Source organism: Phormidium tenue FACHB-1050 (genome assembly GCF_014696925.1).
GTDB lineage: Bacteria > Cyanobacteriota > Cyanobacteriia > Pseudanabaenales > Pseudanabaenaceae > Pseudanabaena.
This window is the reverse complement of the sequence record NZ_JACJQY010000004.1, coordinates 112,401-132,203: the sequence shown is the minus strand read 5'-3', so window position 1 is coordinate 132,203 and position 19,803 is coordinate 112,401. Positions and strand designations below refer to the sequence as shown.

Below are 19,803 nucleotides of genomic sequence, written 5' to 3'. Positions count from 1 at the left end.
TCATTTTCTTTATTATTGATTTATTGTGGTTTATTTAGGCAAACATATCGTGCGTGTTACTCTACAATTTACGCCATCATAATCGCGGCAAACTCTGCGTGCAGTGGCTTCGGCTTGTCTACTGCTCGTTGACCAAGCTGTTCCTGCTGCACCATTGCTACCCTCAGCGATTGACATACAAGCATTACGAGCCCACACCATCACCTCACAATCTCCTGGTTCAGAGCTACTTTCACATTCTTGTAAGGCTCTATTTTCAGCAGCAGCACGAGTTCGATAATTCCAAGAATAGCCTTTGTCTTGAGTTGAAGGAGAGCGAGCGATCGCACCATAGCTATTTTGAGCTAAAGCTTCTAGCGCTCCCACAGAAATTGTTGGAATTATAACAGCCGCAGCGATCGCTAAAGAATTCCAGAATTTTTTAGACATATACAATCCTCCCTAAACCATTGGTGACTCCCTATAATTTGTATAGTACCCCGCAAGTTATATTTTTCTTAACTGCGTTTAGATATTTGTAACACTTAAGATGATAATTAAAACTCGTAAAACCTTTGTTTAGAAATAGTTTTAACTATCTTTTAAGCAGGATTTAATTCTCAATAAAGCCACAAAAGTATCTCTTATTGAGAATTAAATCCTGCTTAAAAATAATAAATTGTATAAAAATGTAGGGATTTGGTCTCCAAATCCTATTTCAAGATGACATTGCAACATTATGACCGTCCATACTTGTTCTACGTAAAATAACTTTATAGTGACGGCTATAGCAACAAAAGAGTTAGCTAGTACAAACCAAAACCCAATAATCGAGTGGCGGCGCTTCGCACCGCCACTCGATTATTGGGTTTTATGTCCTAAGCAAAACTTGCTTAGCCATATATTAAAATGTCAATGAAAGAATATTTACTCTAGGAATTAGCAATTGCTCACTAGTACCAAAAATCCATTAGTTAAGCAACTACGATCGCTTGGTGAGAGTGCTAAAGATCGCAAAGAACAAGGACTATTTTTAGTAGAAGGAACTCATGCACTGACAGAGGCGATCGCTACAGCTTATCCGCTTTCAATAGTTTGTTGCACCGAAAAATGGATCGCCGCCAATCCTGATTTGTATGAACAGATTGCAGGGTCTGAGGAAATTGAAAGATTAGAAATTGTCTCGGAAGAAGTACTTCAAGCGATCGCCTCTACCAAAAATCCTGACGGGGCGATCGCAGCAGCACTAATGCCATCTCGCGAAATTGCCCAAATCCATAGCTTAGGTTTAGCCCTAGAAACTATTCAAGATCCCGGAAATATTGGGGCGATCGTGCGATCGGCGGTTGCCGTAGGACTGGACGGCATGTTGGTAAGTAGTGACAGTGTAGATTTGACCAATCCCAAAATCATTCGGGCTACCGCAGGGCAATGGTTTCGTTGTGCGATGCAAACATCTACAAATATCGCTGCGGATATTCGCAAATTGCAGTCTCAAGGGATAAAAGTAATTGCTACGTTAGCTAATGCGCCTAAAACCTATTGGGAATATGACTTTACGCAACCGACTTTGATTTTGCTAGGTAATGAGGGTAATGGGCTATCACCAGAATTAATTGAACTTGCCGATGAAGCGGTATCAATTCCTCAAAGCGATCGCGTTGAGTCCTTAAATGTGGCTATTTGTGCGGCTCTACTGCTCTATGAAGCAAAACGTCAACGATCTTATCCCAAATCATAAAATGGCGTAGCCATTTTGTGATTTTATAGCTGTCGCCAAGTGTATGAGGACATAAAACCAAAAAGATGAATGGCGGCGCTTCGCGCCGCCATTCATCTTTTTGGTTTTATGTCCGAAGCAAAACTTACGTTGCTATATAAATTGCTGTAAAAAGCTCTGTAAACCCAAAAATCGGATTACACTTTTTTTTGAAGCAGCACATCGAAATATGAACCTGACAAAAATCAACTCACAAGACTCTCCAATCCCTGATCGCCTAAACGTGGTTCCTTTCCAGTCCAGTTTAGAAGAGCATTCGCTACTAATAGCGTCTCAAGCTGCAATCAAGTTACAAACAAATTTACTCAAAAGTTCGATCTCCTATGCTCAGTCCATAAGTGGTAGCCTCATCCTTAAAGCTACGCTCAAACAGACTTTGGAAATTCTCACCCAATTTACTGATGCAGGTGAAGGGAGTATTTTTTTGATTAATGAAGATGGACAGATTGAGGAGAGTATCTTAGCTCGAAGCCCTGTGACAAGAGATCGCAAAGATTCTGTGATTTCTAAAGTCTTAGATGAGGGTTTAGCAGGCTGGGCTTTTCGCCATCGACAGATCGGCATCATCTATGATGCGGTTACTGACGACCGTTGGGTACAGTTGCCAGATCAGCCCTATGTTGCTCGCTCGGCTTTGGCAATTCCTTTAATCTATGGCATTGAGGCGATCGGGATTATTACGCTGACGCATCCTCAGCCGAACCATTTTAATGAAGAGCTCGGCATGATGATGCAGTATTGCATGGAAATCATTGCGGCAATAGTAGTTAATGCTCAATTACATGCTAAGTACCGTCCTTTAGATTTAGTCTAATGGGGAAGAGTTAAGGCTATGTAAATCGTCCAGCTATCCATTAGGAGTAATAAAAGAGTAAACATCAGCAAAATTAAATACATCCAAGGTTGAGCGAGAGGACGAATATCTCTTGTGTCAATACCTGTATGTTCTTCAACCTGTTTGACTAATTGCGTAAAGCCAACTACCCGCATTGGTAGTAAATAAGCCTGCTCTGAGTCCTTGCTAACAAAATAATAAACAAGGCCACCCTGACCAGTAATCCTTGGTTTGAGAGCTTTGATATTTTGCCAAGGCAATGACCACCCCTTACGCAATAAACTCGGAAACCAGCGTGGGTAAACCAAACTAATCCCTTGATCATCAAGAATAACGCGATCGCTAAGCGCCCCGTACAAAAACACAAACCCGAATACTAAGCCAATACTTAACCAAGAGGCAGGAATCGTCGCATGGGTAAAGTTGCTCAAAAAGGGCAAAGGAGCAGTGAGCGCGGTATATAACAGTAATAAAGTAATCCGAATCAGTGGTGACACTTTAAAAACATTGATCATATTCACTAGGGATTTTATGTTTTAGGCGATCTCAATTAACTTAACATTGTTTTTTAGGGGTAATCTGATAAATGATGAATATGATTAAACATCAAAAACACTTACATACAGTACGGATGGTGTAAAACGTGGGTTGGCGTGTACGTGGCGTTCGTGGTGCAACAACAGTTGAGGCAAATACATACGAAGCCCTAGAGAGGGCTGTGCTAGAGCTTATGGAGGAAATCGAGGCACAAAATGATATTGATCCGCGCGAAATAGTAAGTGCTACTTTTTCGGCAACAACGGACATTGATGTGGTCTTTCCTGCCAAAATCGCCCGATCGCGATCACAATGGGAAAATGTCCCGCTTTTAGATGTGCAGCAAATGTATGTTAAGGGTAGTTTAGAGCGCTGTATCAGAGTATTAATTCACGTAAATACACCGCTTGAGCAGCACCAAATTAAACATATTTATTTAAATGGCGCACGCGATTTGCGTCCCGATCTTGTTTACGCTCAAATTTGAGAAAATAGAGGGAGTGCTAAGTACTCCCTCTATTTTCTAGATACAATCAGTTCAAACGTAAGATAATAGCCCTATGGTCACAAGAATTTTTCTGTGTAACGAACAGACTGAGCCAGAGATTCGCGATTTTATTCGTGAAGCGATCGCCGATATCTCTGAGGGGGAGCAGTATATCGTTACTTGGAACTGCGGCAACATTCAAACGCTCAAGGCGGGCGATCGCGCTTACTTTAAGCGAATCGGTAGTGCCAATCAGGGCTATTTTGCTTCGGGAACTGTAGTTCCTGCGGATCGTGAATATCAACTCAAACTGCGATCGGCTCGTTATCGGGAACTGAGCGAAGCTTACGACATTGACTCACAATCTAATAATTTTCGGGTATGGGTGGCTTGGGATGCCTGTGTGAGCTTTGATGAGCCGCTTAGGACTGATTATTTAAAGCAGTTGCCACATTTTCAGGGAATGCCCCTCGAACCACAGAGTGATGCAGGTGTATTTCGTGAAGAGTATGTGCGAATGCTTGATCGCGAGTGGGAACGTCAAACCCAAAAGGCTTTTCGGGCTGGCAAGGGAATTAGTCTGATTGATGTTTATTACCGTTGGGGATTAGAGGATATTCAACAAGGTTTCCCTCAAGATGCTTTGGAGTCATTTCGGCAAGCGCTGAAACTCAATCCTAATTTTATCAAGGCATATTTGGGGCTAGGCGATGCCCATGTGAATTTGAGGGAATATGCCAAAGCGGTGGGAGATTATGGCAAGGCTATTTCCATGCGACCCGATAAGGCGAGGCTTGCCTACTATAAGCGTGGCGAAATTAATTTCTTGCTGGGACAGTTTCAGCAAGCGATGGCAGATTTTCAGGCAGCGATCGCCATTGATCCAAATTATGCCGATGCTCATTTTTCTTTAGGCAATACCTATTTCAAGCTTAAGAGCTACGAACAGGCGATCGCGGCCTATAGCAAAACCCTTGAGATCAGTCCTGAGCGAGATTTGGCAGTATTCCGACGAGGACGCTCCCATTATATTCTTAAGGAATTTCCTGAAGCGATTCGGGACTTTAGCCATGCGATCGAGTTGCAGCCTAGCAATGTTGATGCCTATTACTATCGTGGCTTAGCTTATTCTCAGCCTGACACTGCCGATGAAACCCTTGCTGGTGATGATTTTCGCAAAGCGATCGTCCTTTATCAAACTCAGGGTAAGCCCGAAAAGGCAAAAAAAGCGAAAGAATTGCTGGAAACCCTCGCAATTGATTCCTTGCCTAAGGCTAGACCAAGAAGCAGCTACGCGATCAGTGCTGCTGAACCTGACACCAATGCTGTTGTAGATAATCAGCCCGAAATTATTGCTGAAGTGCCGCTAGCTATGTCTACGAGTACTGATAGTAATGACGATCATGATGAAGAGACTAGCAGACTTATTATGGCGACGGAACCAATCTCCAATGAAGTCGCTATCTCTAACGCAGAAACTGCCATATCTGATTTGACTGAAGCGATCGAAAAGATTGTGGAAGTTGAGAAGATTGTGGAAAAGGTTGTGGAAGTGGAAAAGATTGTTGAGGTCGAGAAGATTGTTGAAGTAGAAAAAATAGTTGAAGTTGAGAAATTTGTTGAAGTCGAGAAGGTCGTCGATCGCGTAGTTGAGAAATTTGTAGATCGTGTTGTCGAGAAAGTTGTCGAAAAACCAATACCTTTCTCCATCGAAGATCCTAGCACTGCCGAAAAACTGGCGATGATTTCGGTGATGGCTCAGTATATGCGCGAAGGCTGGATGGTGCGATCAGTAGATAAGTCCCAAGTTGGATACGATCTTGAATGTACCAAAGATGATCTGAGTGAAGCGGTAGTAATTAAAAGCTTTACCAGCGATCGCGAGTCCTTTGCAATTTCGGCGATCGAGATTGAAAATGCCCGTAGCAACAAGGATTTTGTATTGTGGGTAGTCAGTGGTGCTGCTGAAAGTCCTGAATTACGCTGTTTACGAGGACGGGAACTATTCGAGCAATTCGACCTCGATCCGCTCGCCTTCGCTGCCAAAGTTCGACAAGCCGCAGTTCAACTAGAGTTTGCACCAGTTGCTCTCGAAATGCCACAATTTGAGTAGTAAGTTTAGTAGCTTCTGTTTAAGTCTGAATTAATTTCATCAGTTAGTGACATAAGGATAGGTTAATGGCATCGCAAGCAAGTTTATTTGGCTTGAACAATTCAAATCGAGATTTTACTAAAGCAGATGCTTGGGGCAAAAATCAATTTAATTCAAGTTTTCCAGCCGCTTTATCTTGTTATCTCGATCATCGAGGTTTTGCTGCTAATTACATATCCTTCGCCAATCAAAAGTTTGGGATAAATTTCATCGATATTACAAGTGTTTTCGGGATTAAGCCCAATCAAACAAACACATATTTTGCTTTTGAAGCCCAACATACCCCATTTCAAAAATATGTTATTGGAACTCTACCTAGAACTGACTTAGTTATTCAAGATAGTCTTACAGGGCAATGTTTACGAGGCTTAGAAGTTAAATTAACTGCATTACCTGATAACACGACTTGTAACTTGAGTGATGATAAATTTGGTTCTGAAATTGTGGTCAGACCTGACACGATAGTATATTTAGCAGCAAGTATAGTCAGCACAAATATTGAGATAGTTAGGCAACATATTGAAAGTACTGCTGTACTTATTGAGAATTGGTCAGATGCAAGAGAAGTAATTAACAGTATTACAAAAATTATTAACTGTATTTCTGATATTAGTATTGATATTGAGAAAAATCAATCTCCATTTCTTTTACATCCAATTTGGAAGACTGTTGGGAAATCACCAAAACTAGCAGAGAGTTGTCTTGATGTTTTTGTTTGGAGTGATGCTGCCTTTGCTTGGTTTATCTCACAAATATCTAAAAATGATAATGCAGCAACTCAAATAACACGCCAAACTAGAACAAGTATTTGGCTATATAAAATGCTTCTGGATATCTGTACACATGGCAGATGTGACTATAAAGACATCATTGATAAACTTTCTTACAACACTAAAAATGATAAAGCTTTTGCTTCCGCAGGGAATGTAACAAACCCATATATGTCATGCACAAATTTGACATCTCCCAGAATTACAAAAGACGAAATCAAAAATATTATTTTGGGCGGTGGACAAAATCTGCTAAGTCCAGAACGTAGATTTGACGCAATTATTTTCAATTCACCAGAGCTATTCTCATGATTACTGCTGTTGATTTATTTAGTGGTTGTGGTGGTTTATCTCTTGGTTTTCAGCAAGCAGGAATTGAGATTTTAGCAGCTATTGATAACTGGGATATTGCGCTAGATATTTATCGAGAAAACTTTAATCATCCAGCTATTCAACAAGATTTATCTGATGAAAATACCTCAATTAGAATAATTCGTAAATTTGCACCAGAAATGATCATTGGGGGATCTCCATGTCAAGACTTTTCAAGTGCTGGAAAACGTGATTTAAATGGAGATCGTGCTAATCTAACTTACAATTTTGCAAATATTATCTGTGAGATTAAGCCAAAATGGTTTGTGATGGAAAATGTGCAGAGAATTACTAAAAGCCCGATTCTTCAGCAAGTATCGGAGCATTTCATAAGATGCGGTTATGGTTTGTCAAGTGTTATTTTAGATGCTTCTCTCTGTCATGTGCCACAGGCAAGATCACGTTTTTTCATGATTGGTGAACTTGGCAGAAAACAAAATACTTTAGTAGATTTATTTAAGATTAATTTGGCTAATAAACCGATGACAGTTAGAGACTATCTTGGAGATCGATTAAATCTACAATATTATTATCGACATCCTAGAAGTTATGCACGTAGAGGGATTTTCTCAATTGATGAGCCAAGTCCAACCATCAGAGGCGTTAATCGTCCAATCCCTGCAAATTATAAATTGCATAGTGGCGATCCTCAGGATATTGATATCGCTACAGTTAGACCTTTAACAACTATAGAAAGAAGCTATATTCAAACATTCCCAGAGTCATTTAAGTTTTTTGGAACTAAAACAAATCTAGAACAAATGATCGGTAATTCTGTACCTGTGAATTTAGCTTATTTTGTAGGCTCTAACATTTTAAAATATTTCAAAGAAGAAATTGATTTATATGACTTAAATGATTGTATTAAGACTAATGCAGACAATTTTAGCAATATAGCCATCTACCATTAAGCTATATTTTCCCAACTCTTTTGAGATTGCTATACTATGGTGAAATCAAGGTACGTATTAGAGATCGAGTTTTATGACCCGCAAATCTTGGGATAGCTATTTAGAATTAGCCTCAGAATTAGGATTTTGGGATGGCGATAGTGACAAATCGAAAAAACATAAGTCTTTTCACCTACCAGGAGCAAAGCCACATTACAACCCCGATCGCCCAGGACAGGTCGAGCATATAGCCCTAGATTTGGTGCTTGATATTCCACAACAAGCGATCGCAGGTACTTGCAAGATTCGTCTGCGACCTGTGCGCGATGGCATCACTGATTTAACTTTGGATGCAGTTAGTTTGCGGATTGATCATGTCGCAATTACCGATCAAATAGAAGCAAAGCCCGATCCAGACAAGACTAAATGCAAATTTGATTATGATGGCGAATTTCTGAGGATTTATCTGAATCAGCCGACGAAGGCAGGTGTACCAATCGAAATTGCGATCGCCTACGCTGCTGAGCAACCTCAACGCGGGATTTATTTTGTCCAACCGACAGAGCATCAGCCCGATAAACCCACGCAAGTTTGGACACAGGGCGAAGATGAAGACTCGCGCTATTGGTTCCCTTGTTTTGATTACCCTGGGCAACTGGCGACTTCCGAGATTCGGATTAAAGTTCCTAAGGAATTAATGGTAATTTCTAATGGAGAGTTGATCGAAGTTAAGGATCTCAAAAAAGAGAAGATTTATCACTGGTCACAAAAGGAAGTTCATCCTAGCTATTTGATGACTTTAGCGATCGGTGATTTTATCGAAGTAAAAGATGAATGGAATGGTAAGCCAGTCACTTACTATGTTGATAAGTCTCGCACTGCCGAGGAAGCGATCCTGACGATGGGCAAAACGCCCCAGATGATCGAATTTTTTAGTGAGAAGTATGGCTATGACTATGCGTTCCCTAAATATGCACAGGTCTGTGTTGCTGACTTCATTTTTGGTGGCATGGAAAATACTTCCACTACGCTACTAACCGATCGCTGCGTATTGGATCAGAGAGCAGCGATCGATAATCGCTCTAGTGAAAGCTTAGTAGCTCATGAGCTTGCCCACCAATGGTTTGGCGATCTATTAGTGATTAAGCATTGGTCTCATGCATGGGTTAAAGAAGGCGCAGCGACCTACGCCGAAGTGCTATGGACAGATCATGAATATGGAGCCGAAGAAGCAGCTTATTACTTACTAGGTGAAGCGCGTCGCTATATTTCTGAAGATAAAGAGCGCTATCGTCGTCCGATGGTAACTCATGTGTATCGGGAAGCGATCGAACTATACGATCGCCATATCTATGAGAAGGGCGGCTGTGTGTATCACATGCTTCGCACCGAGTTAGGCGATGATTTGTTCTGGAAAGCAATCCATCACTTTGTGCAGACTAATGCCCATAAGACCGTAGAGACGATTGATCTGCTGCGAGCGATCGAGGAAGCAACTGGCAAAAACTGTATGTTCCTTTTCGATCAATATGTATTTCGTGGTGGACATCCCGAATATAAAATTGGCTACAGTTGGGATGGGGATAATAACTTGGCGAAGGTCACAGTTACGCAAACTCAAGATGAATTATTTGATTTGAAGATTCCCATTGGCTTTGGCTTTGAAGAAGTAGCCTCGAATCAAACTTTCACAGTGCGCGTATTTGAGAAAGATCAAGCTTTTTACTTCCCATTGAAACAGAAGCCTAAATACATCAGTTTTGATCGTGGTAATAACTATCTCAAGCAAGTCAGTCTGGAATATGGTATTGCTGAACTAAAAGCTGGCTTGCAGTCCGATCCCGATCCGATCGCCAGAATTCAATGTGCCGAAGCCTTGGCGAAAAAGGGTGGCTTGGAAGCGGTAAAAGCGCTCGGACAAGCCCTTATCGATGAGAAATTCTGGGGTGTGCGCGTGGAGATTTCTGAAAATCTTGCGGCGATTAAACTCGATCAAGCTTTTGAAGCTTTGGCTAAGGGATTGGAAGATCCAGATGCGAAGGTAAGAATGGCGGTAATTAATGGTTTAGCCCAAAACAAGGTACAGAAGAGTTTAGATCTGATCAAACCCTTCATCAAAAAAGGCGATCCTAGCTACAACGTAGAAGCAACCGCCGCAAGGTTAACGGGTGACTTGGCAGCAGCTTTAAGTTCAGAGCGAGAACCTTCTAAAGTAGTGAAGCTCTTACAAACAGTTCTCAAAGAGAGGGCTGGCTGGAATGAAGTGGTGAGATCGGGCGCGATCGCAGGTTTAGCTAAGCTCAAAGATTCCGACGAGGCTCTGGAAACGGTTCTCAAATATACGGAGCCTGATGTCCCACAACCATTGCGTTTAGCCTCAATCCGAGCTTTAGGTGCAATGGGTAAATCCCAATCAAAACCGAAGACTGAGCAGATTCTCAATCGCTTAAAAGTAATTGCTCAAGAAACCTTCTTCTTAACACAGATGGCAGTTGTCGGCGCTCTTGGTCAAGTGGATAGTGCAGCAGCAATCGGCGTATTGCGATCGCTGTCTGATTCTACCCCCGATGGTCGAGTGCGTCGTGTTGCTGATGAAGCAATTCAACGAGTGCAGAGGGCGATCGGTAAGGATGCAGGACTAAAACAATTGCGCGAAGAACTGGATCAACTGCGTAAGGACAATCAAGATCTCAAGAGTCGTTTGGAGGCGATCGAGGCAAAAGCCAAACCGTGAGAAGAAGAAGCACCCTTTGGGTGCTTTTTCTTTTATAGAATTTTTCGCTCTCATCAACAAGTTACTGTAATGGAGGCAATGCTGAAACAATATCGAGATCGCTACCTACGGCAACCTACCTCAATAAATGTCTCTAGAATCAGTGACAGCCCAAGTTAGAGTTGTTTTTATAGTAGTAATCTAATTTGCGATCGCAAAACAAGTAAAATGAGAGGATAAAGAAAAAAAGCAGGCAAGCCATTGCGCTTACACGTATTTACATCCAAATTGATCGCGAGTCCAGAATATTGAACTTGAGAGGGCTAGAAGATTAGGGATTTGCGATTTAATAAAGTCCCAAATATAAAACCAAAATCAGTGGAGCTACGCCGCCCAACTGATTTTGGGAGGTCTGGATTAGTAACTTATTTTCTCGCAAGCCCCTTAGTCCTTGGTAATTAGTTAGTCCTTGGTTATTATTCGTTAGATAAATGCTTGTATGCTGATTTCAAAAGTTCAGGTATTAAACTACAAATCTTTTCGTGATTCTGGATGGATAGAGTTTCGATCAGGAATAAACATTATTACAGGTCAAAATAGCGCAGGTAAGACTGCTCTACTCGAAGCTTTGGCACTGAATTTCCAAAACGTCCCTCATAGAAGTATTAGTATCTTACCTACTCCATTTTCTCTTCCAAAAGCGCAATCTCAGACAAATTTTTCCCTGAGCTTTACAAAGAATGAACGTCAGAGCATACTAGCGCAAATCCCACTTCCGTATTTAATACCTACTCCATCAGCGATAAGTTCAAATGAGGCGTTGCAACTATTTCAAATATGGTTGGATAAGCCAGAAGATGCAATGTTGAGTGCGTCTACATTTGGTGATTCAGCTATCTTTTGGGAGATATTTGACAAAAAATCAGCCTTTGGTTTGTACGAGGCAAATATTCCGTTAAATTATAATGATGCATGTCAACACATACAAACCCAGCGTGATGCAACTGGGGATTTAGTCAATGAAGGAACTGCAAATCAAGTATTAGCGGGAAATTCATTTACTACTTTTCTTGGTATTTCTCAGCAACGAATTTATCGTTTTCTTGCTGAGAGACTTAATGTTGGAAGCTGCGGAAGAACTTATAACCATGAACTTTTACCTAATACATCTAATCTGCCAGAGGCGCTTGGCATATTGCAAGGCAAAAATCCAGAACTATTCGAGCTTTTTAATGAATACGTCTCAATAATATTTCCTCAAATCAAACGAATTTCTATTTTGCAGGGCGCTCAAATTGAAATTAAAGTTTGGCATATTTCCCCTTCCACCTTTAGAGATGATCTATCTTTCTCTCTGTCTGCTTGTGGTACAGGAGTTGGTCAAGTCTTATCCATTTTGTTCGTCATACTTACTGCCAAATTTCCGAGAGTCATCATTATCGATGAGCCTCAATCTTTCTTGCATCCTGGAGCAGCAAAAAAGCTTATAGAAATTTTCAAGGAGCTAGGTAAAAATAGTAGATTTCCAGAACATCAATATATTATTTCTACACATTCACCCACGATAATCGCTGCTGCTGAACCTGCAACTATCACAATGCTCAGATATGCAGAAAGTTGCGAAACATTGGTTTCTACAATGAATTCGGAAAAGGCAGGGGAATTAAGAACTCTTTTGGATGAGGTTGGAGTTAGCCTTTCTGATGTATTCGGCATGGATAAAATACTTTGGGTCGAAGGACCGACAGAAGAAAAATGTTACCCATTAATCATTACCAATATTCTCAAGAAACCTCTTAGAGGGGTTCAGATCCTTGCAGTCAAGAATACAGGTGATCTTGAGGGAAAACGGGCACACATTATTTTTGATATTTACGATAAATTAAGTGGAAGCCAAAATTTATTTCCTCCAGCCGTAGGTTTTTTGTTTGACAAAGAAGAACGAACAGAACAGCAAATGAAGGATTTGCGAAAGCGAAGCTTAAACCCAGTTGAGTTTTTATCTCGACGGATGTATGAAAATTATTTACTACACCCAGAAGCTATAGCAAGCGTCCTGAATGATTTAGACACAAACCAAGAGAAAGTAGTTGAGTCTTCAGATGTTGAGGTAATTCTATTGGAAAGTAAAAAAGCTCACTTTCCAAAAGGAATCGCAGATGTCAGCTTAATTGATGGGGCAAATGTCCTAAAAGATATATTTCCGAAGCTATCGAACAGTAGGGTAACATTTTTAAAAACTAGAGATTCTCTAAAACTCACAGAATGGCTGATTACAAATCATCCTGAATCTTTAATAGAAATATCTGAAATTTTAGATAAAATACTCTATCCTATCAACGCTTGACAAGTAATCTCTAGATGGGTTTTGGTGGCTGTGGGATTAAATGAGAAATGGATATAGAAAAATCCATCTTCAGAACAGATGCCCAAAATTTTGGCATAGCTGTCTTCAGTGTTTTCGTAATTTGACAGCCTATGAAGTCATCGACATTTTGAGTTGCTATCGCAGTTTGAGATGGGATGAATTTTTGCTAGAACTGTGGTTTAGCGGGTGGTGGAGTAATGAAAATAGCGATCGCATTATGTACAGGAGCAATTTCTGTTATAGGACGATTGAGAATTTCACCACCTAAAAACAAGCTCGAAGAACTACCACCATCAAGATTAAGCGCATCAACTGCTCCCATCTTTTTGAGAACTTCCGCAGTTTGCAAGAGATTAGGAGCAACGCCTTCAGGTGCAGCTTGAACAGTAGCAAGGATTAGTTTGCCTTTCTCTTTCGTAGTAGCGATCGCACTACGATTAGCCGCTTGAGTATCAAATCCTGCCTGAAATTGTTCTAATTTTCCATCTAAGGAAAGAGTTCCATTTTTAAGTAGTAGTGGACCTGCGCCAATTAAGTTAGGGAAATTCGCAAACTTATCAGGAATGAAAGCCTGACGACCACGGACAGTCATGCCAATAGGTAATTGTTTAGCCGCTTCAGGAGTTTGTCTAGCCACTAAAACATAGCCGTCGTTAGGAATGGTGATTTGCCCCACGCCCACTGCACCGCCTTGATATTGAGCCACGACGCGATCGCCACGAACTACAATTAAAAGTTCATTTTCGGTAAGTGGTGAATATACACTGCCCCAATTAGGAGTATAGCGAGCTATGCCTCTTTGGACATAGCCACTATTGAGATTAGTCAGTGCAATCGTGATTTGACTGGCGGTACTGATTTCTTCTTTGAAATTTAGCCGATCAATTAGCGTTTCACCCTTCTCATTCCAAGCGATCGCCCCTCTAACTAGTGCTGTTCCTGCTAGCCAACGATTTCCTTCACGAATTGCGCCAACGGGTAACTTCCGAATCCGATTAAAAAATCCGCCATTAATCGCCCCTACCGCTTGCGCCTGTTGCACCATTTGCGGCAGAGGCATCAAACCTAAGATTCCGTTAGGGGAGCCATCGGGATTACTCCAGATAGCGCGTAATTTTAATTGTGGAGATTTCAAGTCAACTTCTAGAGCCGTCACCGCAAACTTAATTGTTTTCGGATCTTTATCAGTCTTTGGTCTATTGGGAATTTCCACCACTCGTTCAATTCTTCGCAATCCCTCCGCCCATTGCACAGTTAAACTTGGTGGTACATAATCACGGCGTAAATCGATCACAATCTTAGGGGTTGGACTACTGAGCATCTCGATCGCAGGATTAATCGGCGCATTCGTTTGAATCTGAATCTGGGTTAATTTGCCCTGTGGCTGCACATTAACCGACTTGACTAAATTACCTGCGATCGCATTTGGGCCAATGGGTAAATCCGCAGCTACCTCAGCCGATACAATTACCGTAATCACATTGCCCTGCTGATTAACGCGCCAAGGAGTCCGCCGATTTAGATCGATCACAAGGCGATCTCCCCAAGGCTGTTTACTGCGCCGCACAGCTTGCATGGTCACATTAGGGGTGTAAATATTCAGGGCATTTCCTGCTATTTCTGTTCGCCATTGCTCAGCGAAGGGTGCAAGATCGAGATAGCGAAATCGTCCTGTACTATCAAAGGCAACTCGCGAAAATGTAGGACTCGAAAACCATCGCAATCTTTGGCGATCGGCTTTGTCCGAATCCAGCATCTGTACACCTAAGCCACCTGTTAGCCAATCTTCCTGCACATAGAAGCTTTGTTGCCCTTGCTCCACTCTTTTAATCCAACGTCCTGACCAAGGCTGTCCATTTAATTGAATTACATTTCCACTATCAGGTATGGTTGCTGAAGGTGCGCTGTCAGCTATCAGGATTTGACAGCTAACGGCAGCAAGAAAGGAAATTAGGGTTTTACGGTATGTCATTTTCATGAGGCTAAACAGGAACTATAGTTTGAATAATGTTTAGACATAAATAGCTATACCAGCAATTCTCATTATAAAAATCGGTTTTTTGAAAGCCCGTCAACGGCGGGCTTTCAAAAAACCGATTTTGTTGTTTTCAGCACCTTCGGCGCTGAAAACAACAAAATCGGTTTCATAATGAGAATTTCTGTAGCTAGACATAATTAATGACAAAGCAAAACCTATAAAGTTGCGCTCCGCAAGAGCGCAACTTTATAGGTTTGGTAATTTATTTTGCACAAGTACGTAAAGTGTCTAAACATTATTCAGAGATAACCTAAGATACGGGATTAAAGTAGCGAGAGTGAACGTCGTCAATTTCCACCAAAATCTCCGCATCTAATTGAATATTAGCACTGTCAATATTTTCCTTAAGCTGGGTCATCTTCGTCGCACCAATAATTGTACTTCCCACAAACCAACGGCTTCTCACAAAAGCTAAAGCTAATTGCGTCGATGACAGATTATATTTTTGAGCGATCGCCACATACTTTTCTGTGGCTTCATTGACATTAACTTTTTGATAGCGCTGTCCAAAGGTCGGGAATAGAGATATACGTGTATTTTCTGCTGTACCTTGAACATACTTACCAGACAAATGTCCAAAGGCAAGTGGACTATAGGCTAGCAAACTTACCTCCTCTCGATAACAGGCTTCCGCAAGGTGGCTATCAAAAGTGCGGTTAAGCAAACTATAGGCATTTTGAATCGATACAATTCTTGGTAAACCGAATCTTTTCGCTGCATGACTAAATTCACAGATGCCCCATGCAGTTTCATTACTGACCCCTAAGCAGCGAATTTTACCCGCCTGAATTAATTCAGCAAAGGTTTCTAGTTGCTCTACAATACTGACCATCTCTCGCTCTTGCTGAGGATCAAAGCCCACCTGTCCAAACATTGGTACATTACGATCAGGCCAGTGAATTTGATAGAGATCGATGTAGTCTGTTTGTAAGCGCTTGAGGCTATCATCAACGGCTTGCAAAATATTTTTTCGACTGAGTGCTGCGATCGCATCATCTCGCAGCCATTTGTAATTACGTCCCGAACCAATAATTTTGGTAGCAATAATTAATTTATCGCGCTGTTGCTTAATGTGTGGTTGTGATAGCCATTCGCCAATATATTTCTCGGTTAGACCTTGGGTTTCGGCGTTCGGCGGTACTGGATACATCTCGGCAGTATCAATGAAATTGATCCCTTGGGAGATCGCATAGTCTAGTTGTTCATGGGCTTCGGCGATCGTGTTTTGTTGTCCATAGGTCATTGTTCCTAGACAAATTTCGGACACCAAGAGTTCACTTGTACCTAGTCTTCTATATTCCATGTTGAGTGCATGTATACCACAAACATAACAATACCATCGCTTAAAGAAGAAAGGCTCGTTAACGAGCCTTTCTTCTTTATAAAATTAAGCGTTCTTTTTCAGGATTTCTACTTTATCCAGACGTTCCCAAGGCAGGTCTAGATCATTGCGTCCCATGTGACCATAGGCTGCCACATCTTGATAGAAACGCCCCTTGCGATCGCTTGGCAAATTTTGCAAATCAAAATTCTTGATAATTGCCGCAGGGCGCAAATCAAAATTGTCCTTGACTAAGCGTAGTAGAGTTTCCTCATCAACCTTGCCAGTGCCGAATGTTTCGATGTGCATACTGGTAGGACGCGCCACACCGATCGCATAGCTGATTTGTAACTCGCACTTACTGGCAAGCCCAGCTGCCACAATATTTTTAGCAGCATGACGAGCTGCATAAGCGGCACTGCGATCGACTTTTGTGGGATCTTTGCCTGAGAACGCACCGCCACCATGACGTGCATAGCCGCCATAGGTATCAACGATAATTTTGCGTCCCGTCAGCCCCGAGTCACCTTGTGGTCCACCAATTACAAATTTACCTGTGGGGTTAACTAGGTAGCGGGTTTGGTTATTAGGTTTGATCGATGTATCAGCAAAACTAGGCAAAACTACATGTGTCCAGAGATCAGCTTTGATCCGTTCTTGGACTTTGGCTTCATCGCTAATGCCATCGATCGCCGCATCATGTTGAGTCGAGATCAGGATCGTATCGATCGCCACAGGCTTGTCACCTTCATAAACCACGGTGACTTGAGTTTTACCATCGGGACGTAAATAAGCCAAAGTGCCATTTTTACGAACCACTGATAACTGACGCGCTAAGCGGTGAGCGATCGCGATCGGCATGGGCATAAACTCAGGCGTTTCGTCGCAAGCAAACCCAAACATAATCCCTTGGTCACCAGCACCAACTGCTTCGAGGGCTGCATCTTCTTCTGCACCAGTGCGGGCTTCAAGTGCTACATTCACGCCTTGTGCAATGTCTGGAGACTGCTCATCAAGCGCGACCATTACTGCACAGCTATTTGCGGAAAAGCCATTATCCGCGTCGGTATAACCAATTTCCGCAATTTTTTTACGAGCAATATCGACGTAGTTGACATGCGCTTTAGTTGTGATTTCCCCTGTGATCAAGACTAGACCCGTGTTAACTACAACTTCGGCTGCGACACGCGATCGCGGATCTTGAGCCAATAAGGTATCGAGAATCGTATCGGAAATTTGATCACAAATTTTATCAGGGTGACCTTCCGTAACTGATTCAGATGTAAATAAGAAGCGACTAGCCAACTATGTTTCCTCCTAAACGTAAGAAGTGATAAGGCAAAATTTTTGTATCTCTTAAGATTTATCCATCATAGTACAAGGCGTGTTAGTGCTAAATAGGTAAGGATGGGTAGCGCTTTGCGCCGCCCATCCTTAACATAATAAATTCTTTCCTTTTTAGGACTAACCCTTTTTGAGTTTTCATTTGAAAATGTGGCTGTGTATAGGTATAGTCTGATTAATCTAATTAAATATAAAACCCAAAAAGCTGTGGCGCTCGCGCAGCGAGCGCCACAGCTTTTTGGGTTTTAGCTTTTATTCTGCCACTATCACAAAGTGTTTTCAACTCATGGAGGCTAATAACTTGAAATTTCAAACTACTGCTCAAGAAGCCTGTTATGAAAAAGTAGTAACGTGGATGCAAGAGATATTTGGCAAATGTCCTTGCGCTCGCCAAGATATCCCAGGATTAGGCGTATTTATGGGTTCAGCATTAGTAGAAGTGCTAATTTTTCCTTGGGACGAAGATGATGCAATTATTAATACACGCTCTTATGTAGTAGTTGGAGCCGAATTAAAGCCAGACTTAATGCGATATTTACTCGAAGAAAATGCCAAAATGATTTTTGGAGCCTTTGGGATATCGCCTGATAGTGAAATTCTTTTTGAGCACTCAATTGTTGGCTCGACTTGTGACATGAAAGAGTTAGAGTCTTCAGTGAGAGCCGTGATGGAAATTGCTGACGAATATGATGACAAAATTGTCGATCGCTGGGGTGGTAAACGAGCCTTAGATCGCATTCATGCAGGTACATTATCCAGTAATGGTTGGTCATTATAAAAACAGAGGGGATGCTTAGCGTCCCCTTTGTTTTCTATGAGAGCGCAAACCGCTATATTCTAGGTAATATCAATTCACGAAAGTGTTGTCACACTTTCGTGAATTAAAAAACAAACCCAGTGAGGGTTTTCAAGTTAAGAAATGGCTACGCCATTTTCTAACTTGATGTAACTGCCATTTAGCAAAGTCCTATGCCTCAAACGATCGCTGATATTAATGCCAAAATCAAAGCTGGTAAGGCTAAAGTCCTCACGGCTACCGAACTTAAAGCCCTTGTCGCTGATATCGGTGTCACCCAAGCTGCCAAACAAGTTGATGTGATTGTGACAGGCACATTTGAGCCGATGGAATCATCGGGGGCAATTCTGAATTTAGGGCATACCGATCCACCGATCAAAATTCGCACTTGTTGGATTGATGGTGTACCAGCCTATGCAGGATTTGGGGCTGTTGATATTTATTTAGGTGCAACCCAAGAAGCTGATCCTACCGATGAAGCACCCCAATATCGTGGTGGTGGGCATGTAATTGCGGATTTGATCGCAGGGAAGATGGTGAGCTTTAAGGCGATCGGGCATCCTAATGATTGCTATCCTCGCGCCAATTTTGAAACAACGATTACCAAAGAATCCATTAACCAATTCTATCTATTTAATCCCCGTAATCTCTATCAAAATTTTATTGTCGGTGTCAATGGTGGGGAAGAAACTCTCTATACTTATCTCGGTCCCCTGCAACCCCGTTTAGGTAATGCTGTTTACTCCAACCCTGGGGCAATCTCACCATTATGGAATGATCCCGATTTGCAATTAATTGGGATTGGTACACGCATTTTTATGGGTGGAGGGATTGGCTATGTGGCTTGGGAAGGAACACAACATTTTCCATTACAAAAGCGTTTGGAAAATCGCACACCGATTGGACCTGCGGCGACACTTGCTCTGATTGGTGATGCTAAGCAAATGACTTCTGAATGGGTGCGTGGCTGCTATTTTCGTAATTATGGTGCATCTTTGATGATGGGTGTAGCTGTACCATTACCTGTAATTAACGAAGAAGTTGTTGCAAGAGCCGCTGTACTAGATGAAGAACTAGTTGCACCTGTGATTGACTTCTCAATTCCGCGCCGAGTACGCCCGATTTTTGGTTCTGTTTCCTATGCTCAACTCAAGTCTGGCAAAATCACGATCGCTGGTTCCACAGTTCGCACCGCCCCTCTAGCAAGTCTACATTTATCAGAAGAAGCTGCTAAAACCCTCAAAGATTGGATTATAAAGGGAGAATTTACACTGACTGAACCTGTTGCGATGTTGCCAAGCGATCGCGCGTTTTTACCGCAAGATGTGCGTGGGTTTTAGGTTATGAGTCGTGATTGATGGGACGATTGTCCGATCAATCACGACTCATAATATTAGCGATCACTTCTAGAGGATAGATTG

Annotated in this window: 15 protein-coding genes; 10 read left to right on the top strand and 5 right to left on the bottom strand. The window is 41.8% G+C overall.

Annotated elements, in window-relative coordinates:
* Positions 1-30: 30 nt before the first annotated feature.
* Positions 31-429 (bottom strand): DUF4189 domain-containing protein, encoded by a 399-nt coding sequence (locus H6G05_RS04185; RefSeq protein ID WP_190576578.1) that lies wholly within the window; start codon positions 427-429, stop codon positions 31-33.
* Between the two features lie 496 nt (positions 430-925).
* Here H6G05_RS04185 and H6G05_RS04180 point away from each other — a divergent pair, with 496 nt between their 5' ends.
* The gene (locus H6G05_RS04180) at positions 926-1,720 is read left to right on the top strand and encodes a TrmH family RNA methyltransferase (RefSeq protein ID WP_190576576.1); all 795 of its coding nucleotides are present in this window, start codon (positions 926-928) and stop codon (positions 1,718-1,720) included.
* A gap of 208 nt (positions 1,721-1,928) precedes the next feature.
* Positions 1,929-2,573, top strand: a complete 645-nt coding sequence (locus H6G05_RS04175) for a GAF domain-containing protein (RefSeq protein ID WP_190576574.1) — start codon at positions 1,929-1,931, stop codon at positions 2,571-2,573.
* On the opposite strand, the gene H6G05_RS04170 is transcribed toward H6G05_RS04175, so the two are convergent.
* Positions 2,570-3,109: a hypothetical protein gene (locus tag H6G05_RS04170; RefSeq protein ID WP_190576572.1), complete on the bottom strand. Its 540-nt coding sequence runs from the start codon at positions 3,107-3,109 to the stop codon at positions 2,570-2,572. The two genes, H6G05_RS04175 and H6G05_RS04170, sit on opposite strands and share 4 nt — an antisense overlap.
* A 128-nt stretch (positions 3,110-3,237) precedes the next feature.
* Between H6G05_RS04170 and aroH the strand changes: the two genes are divergently transcribed.
* The 6 genes from aroH to H6G05_RS04140 all read left to right on the top strand — a co-directional run bounded on the left by aroH (position 3,238) and on the right by H6G05_RS04140 (position 12,862).
* Positions 3,238-3,618 carry a chorismate mutase gene (gene aroH / locus H6G05_RS04165; protein WP_142657185.1) on the top strand — a complete coding sequence of 127 codons (381 nt, stop codon included), beginning with the start codon at positions 3,238-3,240 and terminating at the stop codon, positions 3,616-3,618.
* A 73-nt stretch (positions 3,619-3,691) separates the two neighbouring features.
* Positions 3,692-5,731: a tetratricopeptide repeat protein gene (locus H6G05_RS04160; protein WP_190576570.1), complete on the top strand. Its 2,040-nt coding sequence runs from the start codon at positions 3,692-3,694 to the stop codon at positions 5,729-5,731.
* A 65-nt stretch (positions 5,732-5,796) separates the two neighbouring features.
* Positions 5,797-6,852, top strand: a complete 1,056-nt coding sequence (locus H6G05_RS04155) for a HindVP family restriction endonuclease (protein WP_190576568.1) — start codon at positions 5,797-5,799, stop codon at positions 6,850-6,852.
* Positions 6,849-7,823: a DNA cytosine methyltransferase gene (locus tag H6G05_RS04150; protein ID WP_199310318.1), complete on the top strand. Its 975-nt coding sequence runs from the start codon at positions 6,849-6,851 to the stop codon at positions 7,821-7,823. The genes H6G05_RS04155 and H6G05_RS04150 overlap by 4 nt, the downstream gene beginning before the upstream one ends.
* 73 nt (positions 7,824-7,896) lie before the next feature.
* Positions 7,897-10,536 (top strand): M1 family metallopeptidase, encoded by a 2,640-nt coding sequence (locus H6G05_RS04145; protein ID WP_190576566.1) that lies wholly within the window; start codon positions 7,897-7,899, stop codon positions 10,534-10,536.
* A gap of 478 nt (positions 10,537-11,014) precedes the next feature.
* A complete protein-coding gene (locus H6G05_RS04140; protein ID WP_190576564.1) occupies positions 11,015-12,862 on the top strand; it encodes an ATP-dependent nuclease in 1,848 nt (615 codons plus the stop codon).
* Between the two features lie 187 nt (positions 12,863-13,049).
* On the opposite strand, the gene H6G05_RS04135 is transcribed toward H6G05_RS04140, so the two are convergent.
* The 3 genes from H6G05_RS04135 to metK all read right to left on the bottom strand — a co-directional run bounded on the left by H6G05_RS04135 (position 13,050) and on the right by metK (position 17,547).
* Positions 13,050-14,855, bottom strand: a complete 1,806-nt coding sequence (locus H6G05_RS04135; protein WP_242025235.1) for a phosphodiester glycosidase family protein — start codon at positions 14,853-14,855, stop codon at positions 13,050-13,052.
* 316 nt (positions 14,856-15,171) lie between these two features.
* Positions 15,172-16,224: an NADP(H)-dependent aldo-keto reductase gene (locus H6G05_RS04130; RefSeq protein WP_190576560.1), complete on the bottom strand. Its 1,053-nt coding sequence runs from the start codon at positions 16,222-16,224 to the stop codon at positions 15,172-15,174.
* 84 nt (positions 16,225-16,308) lie between these two features.
* Complete coding sequence (gene metK / locus H6G05_RS04125) at positions 16,309-17,547, bottom strand: methionine adenosyltransferase (protein WP_190576559.1); 1,239 nt, start codon at positions 17,545-17,547, stop codon at positions 16,309-16,311.
* 340 nt (positions 17,548-17,887) lie between these two features.
* Here metK and H6G05_RS04120 point away from each other — a divergent pair, with 340 nt between their 5' ends.
* Both H6G05_RS04120 and H6G05_RS04115 read left to right on the top strand, forming a co-directional pair.
* Positions 17,888-18,364 carry a T3SS (YopN, CesT) and YbjN peptide-binding chaperone 1 gene (locus H6G05_RS04120; RefSeq protein ID WP_190576557.1) on the top strand — a complete coding sequence of 159 codons (477 nt, stop codon included), beginning with the start codon at positions 17,888-17,890 and terminating at the stop codon, positions 18,362-18,364.
* A 191-nt stretch (positions 18,365-18,555) separates the two neighbouring features.
* Positions 18,556-19,722, top strand: a complete 1,167-nt coding sequence (locus tag H6G05_RS04115) for a homocysteine biosynthesis protein (RefSeq protein ID WP_190576555.1) — start codon at positions 18,556-18,558, stop codon at positions 19,720-19,722.
* The last annotated feature ends 81 nt before the right edge of the window (positions 19,723-19,803 follow it).

Coding starts and splice junctions, on each gene's coding strand:
- H6G05_RS04115 (WP_190576555.1), top strand. CDS start 18,556: ATGCCTCAAACGATCGCTGATATTAATGCCAAAATCAAAGCTGGTAAG.
- H6G05_RS04140 (WP_190576564.1), top strand. CDS start 11,015: ATGCTGATTTCAAAAGTTCAGGTATTAAACTACAAATCTTTTCGTGAT.
- H6G05_RS04150 (WP_199310318.1), top strand. CDS start 6,849: ATGATTACTGCTGTTGATTTATTTAGTGGTTGTGGTGGTTTATCTCTT.
- H6G05_RS04160 (WP_190576570.1), top strand. CDS start 3,692: ATGGTCACAAGAATTTTTCTGTGTAACGAACAGACTGAGCCAGAGATT.
- H6G05_RS04185 (WP_190576578.1), bottom strand. CDS start 429: ATGTCTAAAAAATTCTGGAATTCTTTAGCGATCGCTGCGGCTGTTATA.
- H6G05_RS04170 (WP_190576572.1), bottom strand. CDS start 3,109: ATGATCAATGTTTTTAAAGTGTCACCACTGATTCGGATTACTTTATTA.
- H6G05_RS04135 (WP_242025235.1), bottom strand. CDS start 14,855: ATGACATACCGTAAAACCCTAATTTCCTTTCTTGCTGCCGTTAGCTGT.
- H6G05_RS04130 (WP_190576560.1), bottom strand. CDS start 16,224: ATGGAATATAGAAGACTAGGTACAAGTGAACTCTTGGTGTCCGAAATT.
- H6G05_RS04155 (WP_190576568.1), top strand. CDS start 5,797: ATGGCATCGCAAGCAAGTTTATTTGGCTTGAACAATTCAAATCGAGAT.
- H6G05_RS04175 (WP_190576574.1), top strand. CDS start 1,929: ATGAACCTGACAAAAATCAACTCACAAGACTCTCCAATCCCTGATCGC.
- H6G05_RS04145 (WP_190576566.1), top strand. CDS start 7,897: ATGACCCGCAAATCTTGGGATAGCTATTTAGAATTAGCCTCAGAATTA.